We start from the raw sequence: 19,201 nt of genomic DNA, 5'->3' as shown, positions 1-19,201 counted from the left end.
TAATATCAAAACCTAAATGCAGATTTTCATAGCGAAAAGAGTAGAATTAATCTAAGTTCACCCAAACATTTTTAATTTCTGTATACGCATCAATCGAAGCTGCACCATTCTCTCTTCCTAGTCCACTTTGTTTATATCCTCCAAATGGCGAACCAGGTTCCGTAATATTGTAAGTATTGATCCATACATTCCCTGTTCTTAATACATGGGCAACCTTATGTGCTTTACGAAGATCGGTTGTACAAATTCCTCCACCTAAACCATAGACTGTATCGTTCGCCTGTTTAATAACCTCGTCAATGTCATTGAACGGCATAGCCCCAACGACTGGACCAAAGATTTCTTCTCTTGCAATCCTCATCTCATTGTGAACATTTGCTAAAACGGTTGGCTTGACAAAATGACCATTTGCTAAATCAGTCTCTGTTGCATCCCCACCAATGACTACTTCGGCTCCTTCTTTTTGTCCAATTTCTAAATAATTCAAGACACGTTTTTTCTGTTTTGCTGAAATAAGAGGTCCTATGACCGTTTCTTTGTCGAAACCGTTTCCAACTTTGTAATTTTTAGAGTAGTCTGCTAGATCAGCCAAGAATCGATCATATATCTTACCTTCAACAAATAACCTTGAGCCAGCAAAGCAAACTTGTCCGGAATTAAAGAAGATGGAATTCGCAGCATTGGCAAGGGCTGTTTCATAGTCAGCATCTGCAAAAATAATATGTGCAGATTTTCCACCTAGTTCAAGGGTAACTTTCTTAATATTTGATGCACTATTTTGGATAATTTGTCTTCCAGTGATCGTTGATCCGGTAAAGGCAATTTTATCTACATCAGTGTGAGAAGCTAGTGCTGAACCAACAGTCGGACCATAACCAGTCACAATGTTCACAACTCCATCAGGGAACCCAGCCTCTTGGACAAGTTCAGCGAACCTTAATAGACTTATAGGCGTTTCTTCAGATGGTTTAACAATGACTGTATTTCCAACTGCAAGAGGAGCTGAAACTTTCATGATGGCATTCATTAATGGAGCATTCCAAGGAACAATACCGGCACAAACCCCAATTGGTTCACGAATTGTATAGTTAAAGATATTACCTGGTGTTGATGAAGGAATGGTTTCTCCTGTAATTTTTGTTGCCCAACCTGCGTAATAACGGAAATTGTTTGCTGCTGCAGCTGCAAAACCGATAGTTAATGAAACCGGCTGACCATAATCAAGTGTATCTAGGTGAGCTAACTCTTCAGCATTTTCTTCAATAAGATCAGCTAGTTTTAAGATCAATCTAGCACGCTCATTTGGTTTCATTTTTGGCCAAGGACCTTCTTCAAATGCTTTTCTAGCTGCTGCTACAGCGCGATCCACATCTTCTTTGTCGCCTTCTGCCGCCGTTGTGATTAATTCCCCAGTTGCAGGATTTCTTATTTCTGTTCGTTTACCCGAAATCGCGTCTACCCATTTTCCACCAATAAACATTTTTAATGGTTTCGAAGTGAATTCTACCGCCTTCCGATTTAAAGCAATTAATGTCGTCAATCAATCTTCTCCTCCTTTTTTATTAAATAACGTATATAGGAAAATCTAAGAAGTCATTTCATTACAAACAATATTCAAATTATTATGAATAATGGAAGTTAATGACTGTCTTCGCCCAACCAATCCAGCACATTGATGGAGCCAACCCTCAATCATAAATCCTCCAACCATTCCCTTTTTAATGAAATGTCGAATCAGTTCATCACACAAAAGCCTTTTATCAAACTAACAACTGTTTGATTTTATTTTATCAACCTCAGATGCTAAAGTCTATATTTATTTTTAAACTATTCCAAATTTTCATATAACTAAACAATTTCTTGTTCATTGTGCAGTGGATACAATTTTGAATTTTCTAAATATTTTGTTGCGTTCTATTTTACTAGCAACTATAATATAAATGAAAACGATTTCGAATTTAGATAGGAGGATTTGAGTATGACATTACAACCAGCGGTAAAGAATCTATTAAATCAAATTTATGCTGCCTTTGAATCAGGTGTACCAAAAATTGAAGAAATGTCCGTGCAAGAAAATCGGGACGGACTCTTAGCTTTTTACAAAGATTTACGTGGTGAAGTGCAAGAGGTTGCCAAAGTTGAAGATGTTCAGATTCCTGTAGATGGATCAGAGATTACGCTTCGTTTATACACTCCTGAAGGACAAGGTCCATTTCCTGTTATCATGTTCTTCCACGGAGGCGGTTGGGTACTAGGGGATCTAGAAATCGTAGATCCAATTTGTCGTTCGCTTTCAAATTCTACCGAATGTTTGGTTGTTTCTGTCGATTACCGTCTTGCTCCTGAGTATAAATTCCCAGTTGGTATTGAAGACTGTTATGCTGCCACAAAATGGGCATCTGAAAACATTGCAAAACATAATGGCGATCCAAGCCGTATCGTTACATGTGGAGATAGCGCTGGCGGTAACTTAGCGGCCGTTATTCCATTAATGGCCAAAGACCGTGGCGGTCCAAATATTGCTTATCAGATTATTCTATATGGAGTAACAGATTTCTCCTTCAGTACAAAATCCTATCTTGAAAATGGCAAAGGTTTCTATTTAGAAACAACTGCGATGCGTTGGTTTGCCGATCAATATTTTAATAATGAAGAAGAGAAGTTAAACCCTTATGCGTCTCCTATTCTTGCAAAGGATGTGTCTGGCCTACCACCTGCTTTAGTTTTCACGTGTGAATATGATGTCCTTCGTGATGAAGGCGAGGCATATGCTAATAGATTAAAAGAAGCTGGTATTCCAGTAGAGGTTGTCAGATATGATGGTCAAATCCACGGTTTTTTCTGGATGCCTGTCCTAATGGATGACGCGAAGGATGCAATGAACAAAATTACAAATGCAATTAAAAAACAATTTTCAGCGTTTGTATAATTACAATTTTTAATATTCGTTCAGTCGAGGCTGTAAAAGATAACTCTTATCTTTTACAGCCTCTTTATATGAAAAGGAGGCGAACCGTTGATAAAAGTATCTACTGTTATGAAGAAAAACACCCCTAGGCTCGTTTAAAAATCCCTCTAGCTTATCTCACTTTAAAACAAATAGCGGAGAATGGGACTGTTATATAGGACATCTAACCTACCGTAAGTTTGACGACATTGTTTAAAGGTGGATGCTACTTGGTTAGGGTCAGATATGTCTGCTTTAAATGTATAAATTCACCATCTACTTCTTCAATTAGCTTTTCAACTGAGTCATCGATATCAATAGCAAAGATTCTAGCGCCCTCTTTTGAAAACCCTTTCACCATTGCCCTTCCAAATCCAGAAGCAGCTCCTGTTATAATCGTGACCTTACCATCTAATCTTTTCCCCATAGAAATTCTCCTAAAGATAATTTCTTGACTTAACTAAATTTTTTTATGTAATGAACTACAAACGAACAACTGCCAATCCCGGAGCGATCACTTCGCCGGCTGTATTTTTTATATAAACTTCAATTTGGGCTTCACGCTTTTCTTCATTATAAGAGATTATCTTCCCACCAGAATGAAGGGGTTCCCCTACATAAGCAGCTTTTCGATTTGAGTAATCAATAGAAGCTAGATGTCCCTCTTCACCCAGCCATTCATTTATACATTGATTCAGCCAATCACCAAGTAAAGGACCAGGAACAACCAGATCCGGGTAATTTTCCACTTCTGTCGTATAAGGGTAGTCAAAATGAATGCGATGGGCATTAAACAAGACCGCATTATAAAGAAATAATTGTACACTATCAGGCTTGAATTCACGTTGAGGTAACGTATCGCCAACCTTGATCTGTTCTATTTTTGACATAGCTCGCTCCTCTCTTAGTGGCTATTGCGACTAGTTAGCGTAAAATTCTTGTTGTTATTTCCGTTAGTACCTTTTCTCCGCTCCCATTTACAACCTCCATTGTAATCTCGTAAAAAATGAGCGGACCTTTGGACCCTTGCTTTTCATAAATATCGGTTAATGTCCGCGTAGCCGTTAACCAATCACCAGGAACAATCGGCTGATGGTATTCAATTTTCAATCCTCCAGCCATGGCTTTTTTTAACGGAAATTCCGGTAAAAGCGGATCAATAGAAACACCGTCAGGACTAAGTTGATCCATCTCGACTACATCCCAAAATAGAGACACATGAAACATCGGCGGAGCTTCATCTCCCTCAAGATATTTCTTCCGTCTTTGTCCGGTTGCGATTGAATACTTTCTTATATCGCGGCAGGTCACAATTTCTTTTCTTGTCTGTGACGATCGGCCAATATTTGCAAGCAATTCATCTGATAATAACTGACTCATACTTTACTCCCCCGTGTATTCTGATATCTTTCTCTTAGCTCACGCTTAAGAATCTTGCTCGTTGGTGATTTAGGGAGGCTATCGACGAATTCAACAGAACGTGGTTTTTGATAAGAAGCTAAATGGTTTTTAGCTGTTTCAATAATTTCTTGCTCTGTCGCTGTCCGTCCTGGCTTCAGAACAACGGCGGCTTTTACTAGCTCTCCCCATTCATCATCAGGGACACCAAAAACGGCCGCTTCAAGAACAGCGTCATGTTGGTAGATGGCGTTCTCAACTTGTGTACTATAGATATTTTCTCCACCCGAAATGATCATGTCTTTCGCGCGATCGACAATAAATACATACCCATCTTCGTCCCATGAAGCGACATCTCCTGTATATAACCAACCATTCTTTAATGTCTTTGCAGTAAGATCAGGTCTTTGCCAATACCCAATCATATTCGCATCCGACTTAACAATGATTTCTCCAGCTGTCTTCCCATCCCTAGGTACAAGATTCCCTTGTGGATTGACGATTTGAACTGAAGTCGTGAACGCCTCTCGACCACAGGAAGATAATCGTTCAGGATGTATTCCCTTGATTGCATTTAAATGGTCCTCCTGGGATAGAAACGTCATGCCCATTCCTTCTGTTTGGCCGTAACCTTGGATTAACGTACAAGGAAAAGCATCAAGAGCAGCTTTTACGACTTTCATTCCCATTGGTCCGCCGCCGTATTGGATGTTTCGAAGACTGCCAAGTTCATAGCTCTCAAAGTTATCAACTGACATCATCCAGTTCAACATGGTTGTAATCCCTAGGAACGCGGACACACGCTCTTGTTGGATGACCTCAAGCGCTAATTTTGCTTCAAAATTGATCAGAACTAATGGACAGCCATGGGCCATATAATTAATCGCAAGAACGATCGGGATGTGGAACATCTGTCCTGTCAGCATATAGACATCCGTAGGAACAATCCGTTCACCAACGGTCTGATTCAGCATGCCAGCATAAAAGCCTTTATGGGAATGGAGGGCTCCTTTAGACTCCCCAGTTGTCCCACCTGTATAGAGAATGAGCATTGGGTCATCATCCCCGACGGTTGCCGATTGCTTCGGTTCTTCAGTAGAAGCAGCCTCAACCAGCCGTTCATAAGAACCATCCCCATCTTCTCCGTACTCTAACCAATGATCGATATCTACAAGATTTTGAAGCTCTTGACGTACTTCATGGAACTCGTTTGAACTAACAAGGACAGAAGGTTTCCCATCTGCTAAAATTCGGCTTAATTCACCAGTACCTAAACGCCAATTAAGCGGCTGAATAATCAATCCAACACGTGCACACGCATAGTAATTTTCAATATACTCGACACTGTTTTTTGAAATAACCGCAACACGATCACCTTTTTTAAGTCTTAAATCATTCATATACCCATTTGCTAATCGGCGAACCCTTTCATCTAAGGTGCCATAATTCATTCGACGGTCATTTGGTATATCAATTAATGCTGGCCTTGTTGGATTAAGTTTTGCATATTTTGCTGGAATTTGTCCGATATTTACCATATCCGTTACCTCCTTAACATGATCTGCTTTTTCCCTACCATTCATTAATAGAATAATCGTTTACAAAGCTAGTAACTTATGATTTTTCATATGATAAAAACGGTTTAGAGAGTAACACGTTAGAACGGTAACTCCAAATCTAGATGGCGCTTTGATATCTTCCAGCTTCCGCCCACTTTGACAACCTCATCTCGATAAATACCGGTCGTTAAAAGTCTAATGCTTCCATTTTCAACCGCCGTCAATGTTAAGCTTGAAAGGACAGTTGCCGCTTCATCAGCTTCTTTTTCAAAGAATATATTTGATATATTATGGAGTCGCGTGTCCATCTGACCTTCCATTGCACCGGTCATCAACTTCATGATTTCGTTTTGACCTTCAAAAGGACCAATTAAATCTCCATCAGTAATGCTCATTGACATTACCGCTCCCTCTGCAAAACAGTCTACTAGCATATCAACATTGCGTGAATCATACCCATAAGCCGCCTTATTTAATAATTCATGAATCGCTAATTTATCATTTGACTTCATCCTTATCCACTCCCTTATTAATAGACCACCTAATCTTCCATTAAAAACTAATTTATTTTATAATACTAAACATTAAAATAACTTATGGTGTATTTCTGTTTCGACAAAGTCTTTAAACAGGAAGCTCAATATCCAAATGCCGTCTACTTATCTTCCAGCTTCCATTTACCTTGACTACTTCATCGCGATAAATGCCGGTTGATAGGAGTCGACAAGTTTCATTATCTGTAGAAAACAAAGTCAAGCTTGATAGCGCGACGGCTACCTCTTCCCCTTCTTCTTCAAAAAAGATATTAGAGATTTGATGCAAACGTTTATCAGTCTGTCGTTTCATCGCACGTTTCATAAAATTTAAAACGGCCTCCAGACCATCATAAGGACCAATCAAATCTCCGCCGCCAACACGTATCGTCATCACCGATTCCTCTGCAAAACATGCTGTAAGCATCTCAACATTGTGTGCATCATACCCATGTGCTGCTTTGTATATTACTTCATGAATCTCTAATTTTTCTTCCGGTTTCATATTTTGTTCACTCCTTTTCAGACTAAATCTAATAGAGTGCCTCTATTAAGTCCTTAACGCCCCAACCCTCGCGCTCCTCCAGTTACAATGATTCGTTTCCCTTTTACCTGCATGACCTTCCTCCTCTTGCAGTCTATTTAATAAATATTTGCTTTGATTTATTGATATTGTTGAGGCAACTTTTTTATTGGAATAAAAAGAGACTTAGCCATGGAATATAGATAAGGACAAGCGTCCCTACGATCAAACCTACTAAATATGGATTTGCCCCCCTTACAACTACGCCCATGTTCTCTTTGAAATGTCCGCTGATCGCATATAAACAAGAGCCAACTGGAGGTGTAATCTGACCAATCATTAACGCCGCAACAGTAATAACCGCAAAGTGAATCGGATCATAACCTAAAGAAATAACGACAGGGTATAAGATCGGGAGCGTAATATATAAAATTGGAATAGCATCTAAGAACATTCCGAAGATAAGGAATAATAATACAATAACTAACATAATGACCCAACCTGCAACATCAATACTTACAGCGAATTCAGTAATCATTTGAGGAATTTGGATATAGGTCATCGCAGTAGCAAATAATTTTGCACCACCTAATAGGATATAGATGATAGAAGTTGTAACCATGGTATAGAGTAAACTCTTCTTGAAGTTATCAAACGTACATTCATTTCTATTAAATATGAAGCTTATCAGGAGCACATAGACAACTGCAATTGCAGCTGCTTCTGTAGGCGTAAAAATCCCGCCATAAATCCCCCCCAATATCACTACCGGCATTAATAAGGAAGGAATAGCAGCAACAAAAGAACTGACAATTTCCTTAATTCTGCTTCTCTGAGGTCTTTGTTTCTCTTCTTTTAAGCCAACAATAATCGCAACAATGACTAAAACAGCAGCTAAAAATAATCCCGGCACAATCCCTGCCATAAAGAGCGCCCCCGGGTCAAGTTGTGTAGATGCAGCAAATAATATCATAAAGATACTTGGCGGGATCATTTGTCCTAACGTTCCTGATGCAGCTAAAACGCCATAACTATTTTCCTTTGAATATCCCATTTTAATCATTTGGGGAATGGCCATCGAACCAACTGCAACAACTGTAGCGACAGAGGAACCAGATAATGCCCCAAAAATGGCAGAAGTAACGACAACAGCAGCAGGCATTCCACCTGGCAAATGTCCAACTAGATTATTGATAAATCGAAACATTTTACTGGCCGGACCCATAAAAGTCATTAAATTTCCTGCAAGCAGGAAGTAAGGTACCGCTAACAAAATCCATGAATCTGTAGCAATGAAATATTGAGAGGCAATACTTTCGACAGGTAACCCCATTTGAACCAATAACCAATATCCTCCGCTTGCTCCTAGCGCTAACCAAATTGGCGCACCTATTACTAATAGAACAGCAAAGATAATCAAACCTACAGCGAGCATTTCCTTCTCCCCTTTCATTCACCAAGGATTTCCATTTTAAAAGTCAACACATTTGTTACATAGAATTAAAGTGCCGTTTGAGCACTGAAAAATTACACCAGCTGATTTGAAGAACCTGTTTCCATTTTAATGGAAGTTTCATCTTCAGTTGTTTTATAGTAACGCAAGATATAAACATCATGAATGATCTGGATGAAAGCGTATAGCGACCCCAAGAGCATCCCGATTGGAATCGCAAGTGCTGGAATAAACATCAACATAATGCCAGATACAGTCATCACATTCAGACTTAATAACGAAAGCGACCAAATAATGCAAGCCCAGCTAAGGTAAACAAATGCAGCAAATAAAAGAATACTAATCAATAAATTATTGATTGATTTACTCTTTCCTTTTAGAAAGCCTTGCAGGATATCCATTTTTAGATGATCACCTTTTTTAATTAGTGGACCAACATATAGAAAAGCACCATATATGATTGCATAACGACAGATCTCTTCTATAATCTGATAGGACATATCTAGTACATAACGTAAAAAGACATTAATAATCGCACCTAAAACACTAATGACTAAACAGATGAGGGCAGCCGCTTCCAAACCTCGATCAAGATGCTTTGTGGCAGAATCAAGTTTCTGTAATTTTTCCATTTACTTTTCAACCCCTTTTTAGAAAAATACGAGCTCAATAAACATAAATTGAACTCGGTAACAAATATTCATATGTTTAGCTATATTTACTCAAGTGCCTCTAAAAGCTCTGCTCCTCCTTCTACTTGATTAACAAAAACTTCCCTGACTGGTTTAGTTGCTTCTTCCCATTCAGCAATCTCATCTTTTGTAGGATAATAGATTTTCACGCCTTGACTCTCTAAATTGGTATAAGCTGTTTGTGCTTCTTCTAATACCGATTCCATAATATGTTTTTCTAAATCCTCTCCCGTTTGAACAAGAATTTCTTGAAGATCAGCAGGGAGCGACTCAAACTTATTAAGTGACATAACCAATGGTGTCACACTATTAAACAATGGAACAACTGAAAATGACTTGACAGGCAACTTAGCTTGAGATGCGTATATTGGCGTTGTTAGCAATCCATCAACGGTCTTTTGCTGTAAAGCTGTGATCACTTCAGCTCCAGCTATGGTCACACTGCTCGCTCCAATCGCTTGTGCCGTTTCCGGTCCAATCATTCCTCCTGGTGTTCTAAGCTTTAAGCCATTCGCACTTTCCGGTCCAGTAACTAAATTGTCAAGATCCGTCGTATACACAGACCCAAACATGTCAACAAATCCAAAAGATAAAATTTTCAACCCTTTTTCTTCCATCATCTGGGAAATAATTTGACCACCGTTTTCACTTTTACTAAATGCCATACGATTCTCTAAGAAGACAGCCGGATCTTTTGGATCATAGTCAAAAATAAAAGGGAGTTCATAGAAATTCCAAATCGGATCAAAGCTGGTTAGTACTGGAGACGATGAGTGACTCATGTCAATTTGTCCTTGAAGGATTGCTGGCATTTCTTGGTCGACTGGCATTAGCTGACCACTCGGATAAATATCAATCGATAATCTTCCTTCGCTGCGCTGTTGTAGTTCTTCATTAAACCACTCCATAAAGGTATGCATAAACGATGTGGTAGGATAGCCATGAGCAAGCTTCAAAACATATTCCTCTTGTTCGGGTGAATCTGAAGAATTACCTCCTGCAGCATTTTGATTCGATTGAGTTGTGTTTCCGCACGCGGTTATAAATAGAACTAGTAAAAGACACAGAGCTATTCTATACTTTTTCAAACTAATCCCCCCAATTTCATCTCTTATTATTGAATTTGCTCTAAACTCAGTAACTATTACTCTAATTCAGCTAATGCTTCTAAAGCTCTTTTCCACCTACAACTTCTTTTTCAAAAATATCTCTGCCTGACCTTGTTGCTTCTGCCACTTAAAAATCTCTTTTTCAGTAGGATAGTAGGTTTCTACTTCTTCATTTTCCAAAGTTGTGTTTGCTGTTTTCGCTTTATCTATAACCATTTTATTTCCATATTTTTCTGCTTCTTTCATATCTGAACAAGCATTTCTTTGAAAGCAATTACAATAGTAAAACTACAGTTGTTTGAAAAAGAATCAATTATCCTCTCACCTTGGAAAGAGTGTACACAGATGAGAGGATTAGGATTTATGAGGTTATTTCGTTGGATCTGGAAATCCGTATACTTTCATTGCATTTTTATAAAGAATTTTTTCTTTTAGGTCTCTTGGAATTCTGGCAAAAGCGGCATGTGGTGCGTCAAATTCCCAATGCGGATAATCACTCGCAAATAGAATTCTGTCTTCCCCTATCATTTTGATAATCTGCACGACATGTTCTTCATCTTCATGACGCTCAGGTTCAATAAACGGTTGTGTACCAAACCACATTTGTTCTCTAATTTGCTGACTTGGCGGACGTTTTACCCAAGGGACTTCTCGTTTCAGATTTCTCCAATGAGTATCCATGGTGTACATCAAGTTTGGTAGATAAGCAAATCCGCCTTCAACGAAGACCATTTTAAGATCTTGGTATTTTTCTAGTACACCGCCAAATACGATGCTATTAATTTGTGCTTGATAGGTTAATCCATTATTTGTTTGCGCTTCAGGATAATAGTTTCCTATAACTGGTCCCTGCCTAAATAGTCCTCCTGGAACCGATACATGGAATGTACAAACAAGTCCATTTCGAATCGCCGCTTCCCATATTGGATGATAGCGTTTATCTCCCCATCCTCCATATGGTGAATGAATCGATAATCCAACTTGAACCATTTGCGGATGACTTCCCACACGATCTATTTCGCGTGCAGCAGCTTCTGGATCTTGTGGGGCGATGATAACAGAACCACGAAGGCTAGGATCCTTAGCTAACCAAGTATCAATTTGCCAATCATTGTAAGCGCTCGCCACTGCTGTTGCCATTTCATGCTGCGCTGAAGCTGCTAACATAAAGCTTGAATCCGGGAAAAGGATTGAGTTCGCATAATTGTATTTATCAGCCACTTGTTCTCTATAGAACTCCAGAGAGGAACAACCAAGGCCCCCTTCAGGAGGAATACTGTCCATGCGATGACCAGCATTAGCCACGATTGCCATAATTGGAATTCCTGGAAATACGCCTTTCCATTTACAATCCGTTAAGAAATCTCTCCAGTAATCACTTAAATATGGATTAAGGTCTTCATAGCTTTTAGGATTTGGATGAACATCGCAATCGATTACAGGAATCACCTTACTATTAACAGCTGATTGTACTTTACTTTTTTCAAGTGTTTTACTCATTTTTTTATCCCCTTTCAACATTTGGCGCTCTTTTATGCGCTTTCAATCCTTTTTAAAACAAATAGTAGTTTGATTTGGAAATAATAAAATAACCGGTTGTTTGATTTTATTAATAATTAAGTGCTCTTTTATGTTAAGCGTAGACAATAACCTCGTCATTTTCTATTTTTACATCAAATGTTTTAATTTTTGTGTTCTCAGGGTCATGCATTGAGCATCCAGTTTCTACATCAAAACTCCAATGGTGCCATGGACAATAGATAAACCCACCTGGTTTTTCATAACATATTTCTTTAATCTCCGTTGTTGATCTTGCAGCTCCTCTTAAAACTCCCTTTTCAAATTCTGCACCTTGGTGAGGACAAGCATTTCGGACTGCATAAAACTCATCGTCTTTTCGAACAACTAGAATGGACATTCTCCTAACTTGAATCACTTTCTTATCTCCTGGCTGCATCTCATCTTTTTTACAAACTACACTTCTTTCTAAGTTCTTCGCATTTGATTTCAAAGATGATTCCTCCTTTTTTGTTAATATCTTTACTTCCTAGATATCTGTCCACATTATAATCTCGTTATTATTTTAAGTCAATTCAAAATATTTGTAATATTTAAAAAGTATAATTTATCTTCTTACTTCATACCCAACACGTTCTCGATCCCATGTATCTCCTGTAATTCCTTCCTGACGAAGCTTATACTTCTCCACTCTTTGAGAGGTGTTTTTCGGTAATTCTTTCACAAAGCGAATAAATCGGGGTACCGAAAAATGAGCCATGCGATCTTGACAGAAATCAAGTAACTCCTCTGGTTGGAGCTCCACACCTTCTTGGAGAATCACTACTGCCATCACTTCTTCTTCAGAAAGTTCAGATGGCACACCGATAACTGCTGCTTCGAAAATCTTTGGATGATCATTAAGGACCCGTTCGACTTCATAAGACGATATATTTTCCCCTCTTCTGCGGACAACATCTTTCTTTCTGTCGAGAAAATAGAAATAACCGGCTTCATCCATTTTTCCAGTATCCCCTGTATGGAACCATAGATTTCTCCAGGCTTCAATGGTTGCCTCAGGCATGCCAAAGTATCCTGAAAAAAGAATATCAGGTTTTTTTGGACGAACGACAATTTCACCCGCAACTCCAGGAGGACAAGGATTGTCATTTTCATCATGAATTTCGACCTCGTAAACTGGAACAGGGTAGCCACAGGATCCTTTCTTAAATGAAGCAGCTGGGTTATAGAGGACTGTACCTATTTCCGTTGAACCATATACTTCGGATATTTGGACTTGAAATCGAATTTGAAAATCATCATAAATTTCCACCGGTGTTGGTGCCCCAAATGCTTTTTTCACTGGGTTATCTGCGTCATTCAGACGTTCAGGCTGCTTTATAAGCATCGTTAAGAGAGAGCCCATGAAATTGAATGCTGTTACTTGTTCTCTTCTCATAATATCCCAGAACCTAGATGCAGAAAAACGACTATGCATCACGACATCACAACCTACTAATAAAGCTACTAAAATCGACGTATAACGAGCGTTCACATGGAACAATGGAAATGCCGAAAATAACCGATCTTCTGGTCCATACTTCATTAACTCACATGCCGTTTTCGCGACACTAAAAGTCGACGTATGGCTGAGAATTACCCCTTTTGAAGGGCCTGTCGTTCCAGACGTGAACAGAATAAGGGCGGTGTCCTTTGGCTCCACTTTTACTTCAAGTGCTACATCGCTCGCCTTAGCAAAAAGGTCATCATAAGAATGATAGTTTAGTTGAGCAGCAATTGCCTTATAATCTTCTCCAACAACAATAACATGGCGAAGATGGATAAGTTCACTCGAAATTTGATTCACACGTTCCACCCATTGTGAAGACACAACAATGGCTTGACACTCTGCTTTATTGAGAATATACGTCAGAAGGTCTCCTCTAAAAGCAGTATTAATTGGTACTTCAATCACACCAAGGCGAGATAAACCTAACCACGTCGCTAGAAACTCAGGACTATTCGGAAGCATGACCGCGCATGTTTGGCCCTTTGACAATCCTAGTGAATCGATAAAATTTACCACTTTGTTGCCACTTCGATGAAACTGGTCATAGGTCAGATCTTTATCCTCAAAACGAACAAACCGAGCATGGGGTTTTATTTCCGCGCGGTGCTCAACAATCTTTCCAAATGTTTCGGTTCCTTTATACATATTTTCCCATTCCCTTCTGTACATTCAAGGTCCTAACGATGAACTTTGTAGCCTACCAATTCACGATCCCATGTATATGAAGTAATTCCTTCCGTACGAAGTTTATATTTCTCAATTCGTTGCGACGGGGTTCTTGGAAACTCCTTTACAAATCTGATATATCGAGGGACAGCGAAATGAGCCATCCTCGGCTGGCAAAAGTCTAATAGCTCTTCCGGCTTTAGCTCTTCACCCTCCCGTAAAATCAAAACCGCAAGTACCTCTTCCTCTGAGAGCTCAGAAGGAACACCGACGAGAGCAGCTTCCTGTACCTTCGGGTGAGTATTAATGACCCGCTCAATTTCGTATGAGGAGATATTCTCCCCTCTTCTACGAATGACATCTTTTTTTCTATCAATAAAGTAGAAATAACCATCCTCATCGACACGGCCCCGATCTCCAGTATGGAACCAAAGATTTCGCCACATTTCAACCGTTGCTTCAGGCATTCCATAATATCCTGAAAATAATACCCCTGGTTTCTTTGGTCGTACAACAATTTCACCCACTTCTCCAACAGGGCAAGGTTGATCGTTCTCATCATGAATTTCAACTTCATAGACCGAGACAGCCTTTCCGCAGGAGCCTTTACGGAATGATTCAGCACGGTTGACCATCGCTAAACCAACCTCCGTCGATCCGTAAGCTTCCGTAATTTTCAGATTAAAACGTTTTTCAAAGTCTTCGTATATTTTCTAAGGGTACAGGGGCCCCTTGGATCATTCGAACGGGATTGTCCCCATCATCATGTCGTTCAGGCTGCTTCATCAGCAACGTCAGGAGCGAGCCCATATACGTAAAGCTAGTAATTTGCTCCGTACGGCAAATATCCCAAAACCTTGATGCAGAAAACTTTTCATGCATGACAACATCACTACCTGAGATTAATGCAGGCAAAATTGTCGCATAACGCGCATTGACATGAAAAAGTGGGAAAACTGTAAATAAATGATCTGTCGGTCCGTAATTCATCAACTCGCAACAGGTTGATGCGAGCGTAAAATTTGCTTGATGGCTTAAGATTGCCCCTTTAGATGGCCCCGTCGTACCGGAAGTGAAAAGAATAAGCGATGGATCATTCGGTTTAATCTCAACATCCACCGGCTCGTCACCTGCATTATCCATGAGCTTTTCATAGGAGTGACACATAATTGGACGAGGCAAAGAATGATCATCTTCCCCTACAACAATCACATGACGTAAATGTGTCAGTTCGCTCGAAATTTCTCCTATTCGCTCAACCCATTTGGAGGAAATGACAATTGCTTGACATTCCGCTTTATTCAGAATGTAAGCCAATAGATCTCCACGGTACGCTACATTAATTGGCACCTCGATGACACCAAGCCGGGCAAGGCCGAGCCAGGTGATGAGAAATTCCGGACTATTTGGAAGCATCACTGCACAAAGTTTCCCCTTATAAAGTCCTAATGAAGTCATCACATTTGCTAATTTGTTGCCGTTTTGATGGAACTCACCATAAGTTAGATCACTTTTTGAAAAACGGACAAACCGTGACTCAGGATTCTTGTCAGCACGGTATTCAACAATTTTTCCGAAGGTTTGAATTCCTTTATACACTACGATCCCCCTAACATGACATCTCTATCTAACTGTTGTTTGTTTAATTTATAAACCATTTAAACCATTGAAATTGTTGTTTATCTCAATCTAATCTACTCACAGTGAAGTCGGTTTAAATTTAGGAATCGAAATCTCTTCAGACCAATCCTCAAAAACAACTTCAACCTCCATCCCTATTTCTACGTTTTTAAGCTCACATTGAACTACATTACTCATCATCGTTGGGCCTTCTTCAAGTTCAATTAAGGCAATGACATACGGTGCTTCGGCAAGATACGCTTTCGTAATCGCACGGTGCATAATTGTAAAACTTTTTACTTTTCCTTTGCCTGATGCAGGCACCCACTCCATACGAGGACTAGAGCAATCTGTACACATGATTCTTGGATAAAATTGATGGTGGCCACACTCTTTACATTCCTGAATAAGCAATTCGTGGTTATGGCATCCTTCCCAATATGGGGCTGTTTCTATCGTTGGGCGGGGGAAGAGCTTGCCTGAATGACCCATCATGAGTTTTCACCTCGCATTTTTCGTTATCTAAATTTATTCTGAAATTCTTTTCCTTAGACTCGGTCTCTACCAAGGATGAGTGTCGTGTGACTAGACATAATTCCACCCTGTCCATGGACAAGCCCCACCTCTGCCCCCGGAACTTGGCGATCCCCAGCCTGATGGCGAAGTTGAAGAACACTTTCAGTCAGGGCAAACATTGAACCTGGATTACCGGGATGACAATGGGACAACAAGCCACCATGGGTGTTCACAGGTAGTTTCCCTCCTAGTTCAATCGCCCCATTTTCAACGAAAGCCCCACCTTCTCCTTTTTTACAAAAACCGAGATCTTCTAATTCAATCAGGACTGTAGGCGTAAAACAATCATATAGCTGGGCAAAATCCATCTCTTCCGGTCCTAAACCGGCCATTTCATAGGCCCGTTGTCCAGCTTCAACAGCTGCTGATGTGGTAAGGCTGCGTGCCTGGCTAATATGCTCATGACCATGGCCTTCACCAACACCCAGTATGTAAACTGGCTCGTTTGGAAAATCCTTGGCCCTTTCTGCAGAAGTAAGAATAACAGCGGATCCCCCATCTGAGATTAATGAGCAATCCAAAAGATGTAAGGGATCGGCAATCATTCTTGAATTCACCACATCCTCTACAGTTATCGGCTTCCTCATCTGAGCAGTTGGATTTAGACTAGCGTGTTTGCGGCAAGCAACGGAAATTGCGGCAAACTGCTCTGCTGTTGTGCCGTATTTTTCCATATGTGCTTTGGCAACCAGAGCATAAAGCGATGGCACGGATGGACCATACGGTAATTCGAACTGGGCATGGCCGGCAGACACCTGCATACTCATTGCCTGTTCTGGAGATAATCCACTTTTCAGACTATCAGCCATTGTAATCAACACGGTCTTACACATTCCTGATAAAATGGCAGAGGCTGCGTGATGTAGGGCAGAAAAAGTCGTCCCCCCTCCTGTATTTACACCCAGACAAACGCGCGGGAAGATTTGCATGTACTCAGCAATTGCCTCCGCATGATACATGAAAGGTTCAGCAAAAGAATTACATGTGATCAAACCATCAATCTGGTCTTTGCTTATTCCGGCGTCTTCTATTGCACGGAGTCCTGCGTCAACACAGAGCTGTGTTGCGCTCATGTGAGGAACAACACCTACTTCCGTGTCTGCTGCTCCGACAATAGCGACTTTGCCACGTAATGAATCCATTTCTTTTCCCCCTTATGAAGCCAACCAGCAAATAACTCTCTCCAATCAAAGACAGGGTAAATGTCACTTCCATTCACCCTGTCTTGTTTGTTCTATTCATCTGATTTTTACCTTACACTTGTTTTTTCAAAACGTCCTTATCCTAGGAAAACTGCTCGTGTATGTTCTGTATCAAGATATTCTTTTACTTTCTGAATCTTTCCGTCTTCCACCACGAATAGGAAGTGGTACAAATTATTATAGACACGGCCATTATTTAATTCACAATATGACTCTGTCTCTACGGCAACACGGTTGCCTTCTGCTGTTATCGCAAGAGGAGTTAAACGAATCGCTCCAGTTTTAGTCGTGCTAGCGATTCCTGAATTCATTTCTCTAAATTCCTTCATACCCTTTTCTCCAGAAATCCCCTCAATGTTACCTGCAACCCACCAAGTTGCCGAATCAGACAGATAGGACATAAATGCATCAATATCCCCTGTAGAGAATGTTTCCATAAAGTTTAGGATTAATTGTTTATTCGTTTCTTCAATTTTACCCATTTTGTACCCACCCCTTTTAAAAATAAATAGGATCATCTTCCAAGGAAACACATTCACGCTACTTAACGTAGCTAAGTCATTCCAATGTGTTGTATGGCCAATTCCTTCTATACAAGATTAGATTGTTACCTTTTTTGCAGGGGATTTAAAGTAAGGCATTACTTCATCCGCAAAACGTTTCATTGCTCTCATAACCTTGCGGTGTTCCATGTCTCCCATTCGGAACCAGCAAGACATGCTGTCAATACCAGATTCCTCAACTACTTCAAGTCTATCAACTGCTCCCTTTGGACCATCTAATAGTGCAACACCGGATTGGTTGAGGGCACCAACATTTAGCGGACCATCGAACTCTTTTGCTACTTCAGCAAAGCGCTCATACGTTTTAGGAGCTTGGGTACCTTTTGCACCAGGGATTAATTCTAGTACCTTATTAAAATAGACTTTCATCTCGTTTTCTACATTCTTAATCGCTTGGTCAGTGTTATCAGCAATATTCATTTGGAGATTCATATGAATCTTAGGGTCAATTCCTTTTTGAAGTAAACGCTCTCTCGTCCGTCTTGTATACTCTAGTACGTCATCCATAACCATAAGGGTCGGTGTTACCATAAATTCCTGTGCATTTTTCTCTACCATAAGATCAAAAGATTCTGGGCTGATACATGCATGATAGAAAGGAATTCTCTTTTGAACAGGTTTTGGAGTTAGTTTTAGATTATCAAAGGAATAGAATTCCCCGTTATAGCTAAATGTGTCATTGCTCCACAAGCCTTGGATAATGTCTACATATTCCCAATACCGTTCTCTCGTTTTTTCTAAACTAATCCCAAGACCTTTTGCCTCCATCGGCTGATAACCACGGCCAGCACCAAACTTTAAACGTCCTTTACTTAAGACATCCACCATCGCATAGTCTTCTGCGACTCGAACGGGATTGTCAAAGTTAAGAATACTAATGCCAATTCCAATATCCATTTTTTCTGTAATTTGTGAAATAGCTGCCGCTGCAACTTGTGGAGAAGGCATACTTCCATATGCACTAAAATGGTGTTCTGCTAGCCATACACTTTCAAAGCCAAGTTCTTCACCATACTGAATTTGCTCTAGCATTTCACTATAAGCACGATCATAGTTTTCATCATGACACTCGTTAACATAGAAAAGACCCATTTTCATTCTACATACACTCCCTTAATGGTTTTTATATAAATTAATAGAACTACCATAGACATCATACAAACGAAGTATGAAAATTATAACAACGAATCAAACGTTTGTTTTAAAAAAACGTTAAATTTCCTATTTTAACATTTTTCCCGAAACATCACTCCTTCAAGTAATTAAATAGCAATCTATTGTGTATTGCATTAA

General features: G+C 39.8%; 21 protein-coding genes. 1 reads left to right on the top strand and 20 read right to left on the bottom strand.

Annotated features, from left to right (window positions below):
* Window positions 1–46: 46 nt before the first annotated feature.
* On the bottom strand, window positions 47–1,480 hold the full coding sequence (locus QFZ28_RS11380; RefSeq protein WP_307197003.1) for an aldehyde dehydrogenase family protein: 1,434 nt from the start codon (window positions 1,478–1,480) through the stop codon (window positions 47–49).
* 498 nt (window positions 1,481–1,978) lie between these two features.
* Between QFZ28_RS11380 and QFZ28_RS11375 the strand changes: the two genes are divergently transcribed.
* Window positions 1,979–2,929, top strand: a complete 951-nt coding sequence (locus QFZ28_RS11375; RefSeq protein ID WP_307194736.1) for an alpha/beta hydrolase — start codon at window positions 1,979–1,981, stop codon at window positions 2,927–2,929.
* 244 nt (window positions 2,930–3,173) lie between these two features.
* On the opposite strand, the gene QFZ28_RS11370 is transcribed toward QFZ28_RS11375, so the two are convergent.
* The 19 genes from QFZ28_RS11370 to QFZ28_RS11280 all read right to left on the bottom strand — a co-directional run bounded on the left by QFZ28_RS11370 (window position 3,174) and on the right by QFZ28_RS11280 (window position 19,006).
* Entirely contained in the window at window positions 3,174–3,374 is a 201-nt protein-coding gene (locus QFZ28_RS11370) for an SDR family NAD(P)-dependent oxidoreductase (protein WP_307194735.1), read from the bottom strand.
* Window positions 3,375–3,429: 55 nt separating this feature from the next.
* Window positions 3,430–3,837, bottom strand: a complete 408-nt coding sequence (locus QFZ28_RS11365; RefSeq protein ID WP_307194734.1) for a hypothetical protein — start codon at window positions 3,835–3,837, stop codon at window positions 3,430–3,432.
* Window positions 3,838–3,871: 34 nt separating this feature from the next.
* Entirely contained in the window at window positions 3,872–4,327 is a 456-nt protein-coding gene (locus QFZ28_RS11360; RefSeq protein WP_307194733.1) for an FAS1-like dehydratase domain-containing protein, read from the bottom strand.
* The gene (locus QFZ28_RS11355) at window positions 4,324–5,883 is read right to left on the bottom strand and encodes an AMP-binding protein (RefSeq protein WP_307194732.1); all 1,560 of its coding nucleotides are present in this window, start codon (window positions 5,881–5,883) and stop codon (window positions 4,324–4,326) included. The genes QFZ28_RS11360 and QFZ28_RS11355 overlap by 4 nt, the downstream gene beginning before the upstream one ends.
* A 119-nt stretch (window positions 5,884–6,002) precedes the next feature.
* Complete coding sequence (locus QFZ28_RS11350) at window positions 6,003–6,416, bottom strand: nuclear transport factor 2 family protein (RefSeq protein WP_307194731.1); 414 nt, start codon at window positions 6,414–6,416, stop codon at window positions 6,003–6,005.
* 112 nt (window positions 6,417–6,528) lie between these two features.
* Window positions 6,529–6,942, bottom strand: coding sequence for a nuclear transport factor 2 family protein (locus tag QFZ28_RS11345; protein WP_307194730.1), 414 nt, complete (start codon window positions 6,940–6,942; stop codon window positions 6,529–6,531).
* A gap of 184 nt (window positions 6,943–7,126) precedes the next feature.
* Window positions 7,127–8,395, bottom strand: coding sequence for a TRAP transporter large permease (locus tag QFZ28_RS11340; RefSeq protein ID WP_307194729.1), 1,269 nt, complete (start codon window positions 8,393–8,395; stop codon window positions 7,127–7,129).
* Between the two features lie 92 nt (window positions 8,396–8,487).
* On the bottom strand, window positions 8,488–9,045 hold the full coding sequence (locus QFZ28_RS11335) for a TRAP transporter small permease (protein ID WP_307194728.1): 558 nt from the start codon (window positions 9,043–9,045) through the stop codon (window positions 8,488–8,490).
* A gap of 86 nt (window positions 9,046–9,131) precedes the next feature.
* The gene (locus QFZ28_RS11330) at window positions 9,132–10,193 is read right to left on the bottom strand and encodes a TRAP transporter substrate-binding protein (RefSeq protein WP_307194727.1); all 1,062 of its coding nucleotides are present in this window, start codon (window positions 10,191–10,193) and stop codon (window positions 9,132–9,134) included.
* Window positions 10,194–10,289: 96 nt separating this feature from the next.
* Window positions 10,290–10,460 carry a hypothetical protein gene (locus tag QFZ28_RS11325; RefSeq protein WP_307194726.1) on the bottom strand — a complete coding sequence of 57 codons (171 nt, stop codon included), beginning with the start codon at window positions 10,458–10,460 and terminating at the stop codon, window positions 10,290–10,292.
* A gap of 123 nt (window positions 10,461–10,583) precedes the next feature.
* On the bottom strand, window positions 10,584–11,714 hold the full coding sequence (locus QFZ28_RS11320) for an amidohydrolase family protein (protein WP_307194725.1): 1,131 nt from the start codon (window positions 11,712–11,714) through the stop codon (window positions 10,584–10,586).
* Window positions 11,715–11,847: 133 nt separating this feature from the next.
* Entirely contained in the window at window positions 11,848–12,225 is a 378-nt protein-coding gene (locus QFZ28_RS11315; RefSeq protein ID WP_307194724.1) for a Rieske (2Fe-2S) protein, read from the bottom strand.
* 114 nt (window positions 12,226–12,339) lie between these two features.
* Window positions 12,340–13,950, bottom strand: a complete 1,611-nt coding sequence (locus tag QFZ28_RS11310; protein ID WP_307194723.1) for an AMP-binding protein — start codon at window positions 13,948–13,950, stop codon at window positions 12,340–12,342.
* Between the two features lie 8 nt (window positions 13,951–13,958).
* A complete protein-coding gene (locus QFZ28_RS11305; RefSeq protein WP_307197002.1) occupies window positions 13,959–14,621 on the bottom strand; it encodes an AMP-binding enzyme in 663 nt (220 codons plus the stop codon).
* A 19-nt stretch (window positions 14,622–14,640) separates the two neighbouring features.
* Window positions 14,641–15,546, bottom strand: a complete 906-nt coding sequence (locus QFZ28_RS11300) for an AMP-binding protein (RefSeq protein ID WP_307194722.1) — start codon at window positions 15,544–15,546, stop codon at window positions 14,641–14,643.
* 99 nt (window positions 15,547–15,645) lie between these two features.
* On the bottom strand, window positions 15,646–16,062 hold the full coding sequence (locus tag QFZ28_RS11295; protein WP_307194721.1) for a Zn-ribbon domain-containing OB-fold protein: 417 nt from the start codon (window positions 16,060–16,062) through the stop codon (window positions 15,646–15,648).
* A gap of 53 nt (window positions 16,063–16,115) precedes the next feature.
* Complete coding sequence (locus tag QFZ28_RS11290; RefSeq protein WP_307194720.1) at window positions 16,116–17,285, bottom strand: thiolase family protein; 1,170 nt, start codon at window positions 17,283–17,285, stop codon at window positions 16,116–16,118.
* Between the two features lie 137 nt (window positions 17,286–17,422).
* Window positions 17,423–17,827, bottom strand: a complete 405-nt coding sequence (locus QFZ28_RS11285; RefSeq protein ID WP_307194719.1) for a nuclear transport factor 2 family protein — start codon at window positions 17,825–17,827, stop codon at window positions 17,423–17,425.
* 117 nt (window positions 17,828–17,944) lie between these two features.
* Window positions 17,945–19,006, bottom strand: coding sequence for an LLM class flavin-dependent oxidoreductase (locus QFZ28_RS11280; protein ID WP_307194718.1), 1,062 nt, complete (start codon window positions 19,004–19,006; stop codon window positions 17,945–17,947).
* Window positions 19,007–19,201 lie beyond the last annotated feature (195 nt).

Source organism: Neobacillus niacini (assembly GCF_030817695.1).
In the GTDB taxonomy this organism is placed as follows: Bacteria; Bacillota; Bacilli; order Bacillales; family Cytobacillaceae; genus Neobacillus; species Neobacillus niacini_F.
Note: the sequence above shows the minus strand (reverse complement) of the source record. Positions and strands in the feature narration are given on the sequence as shown.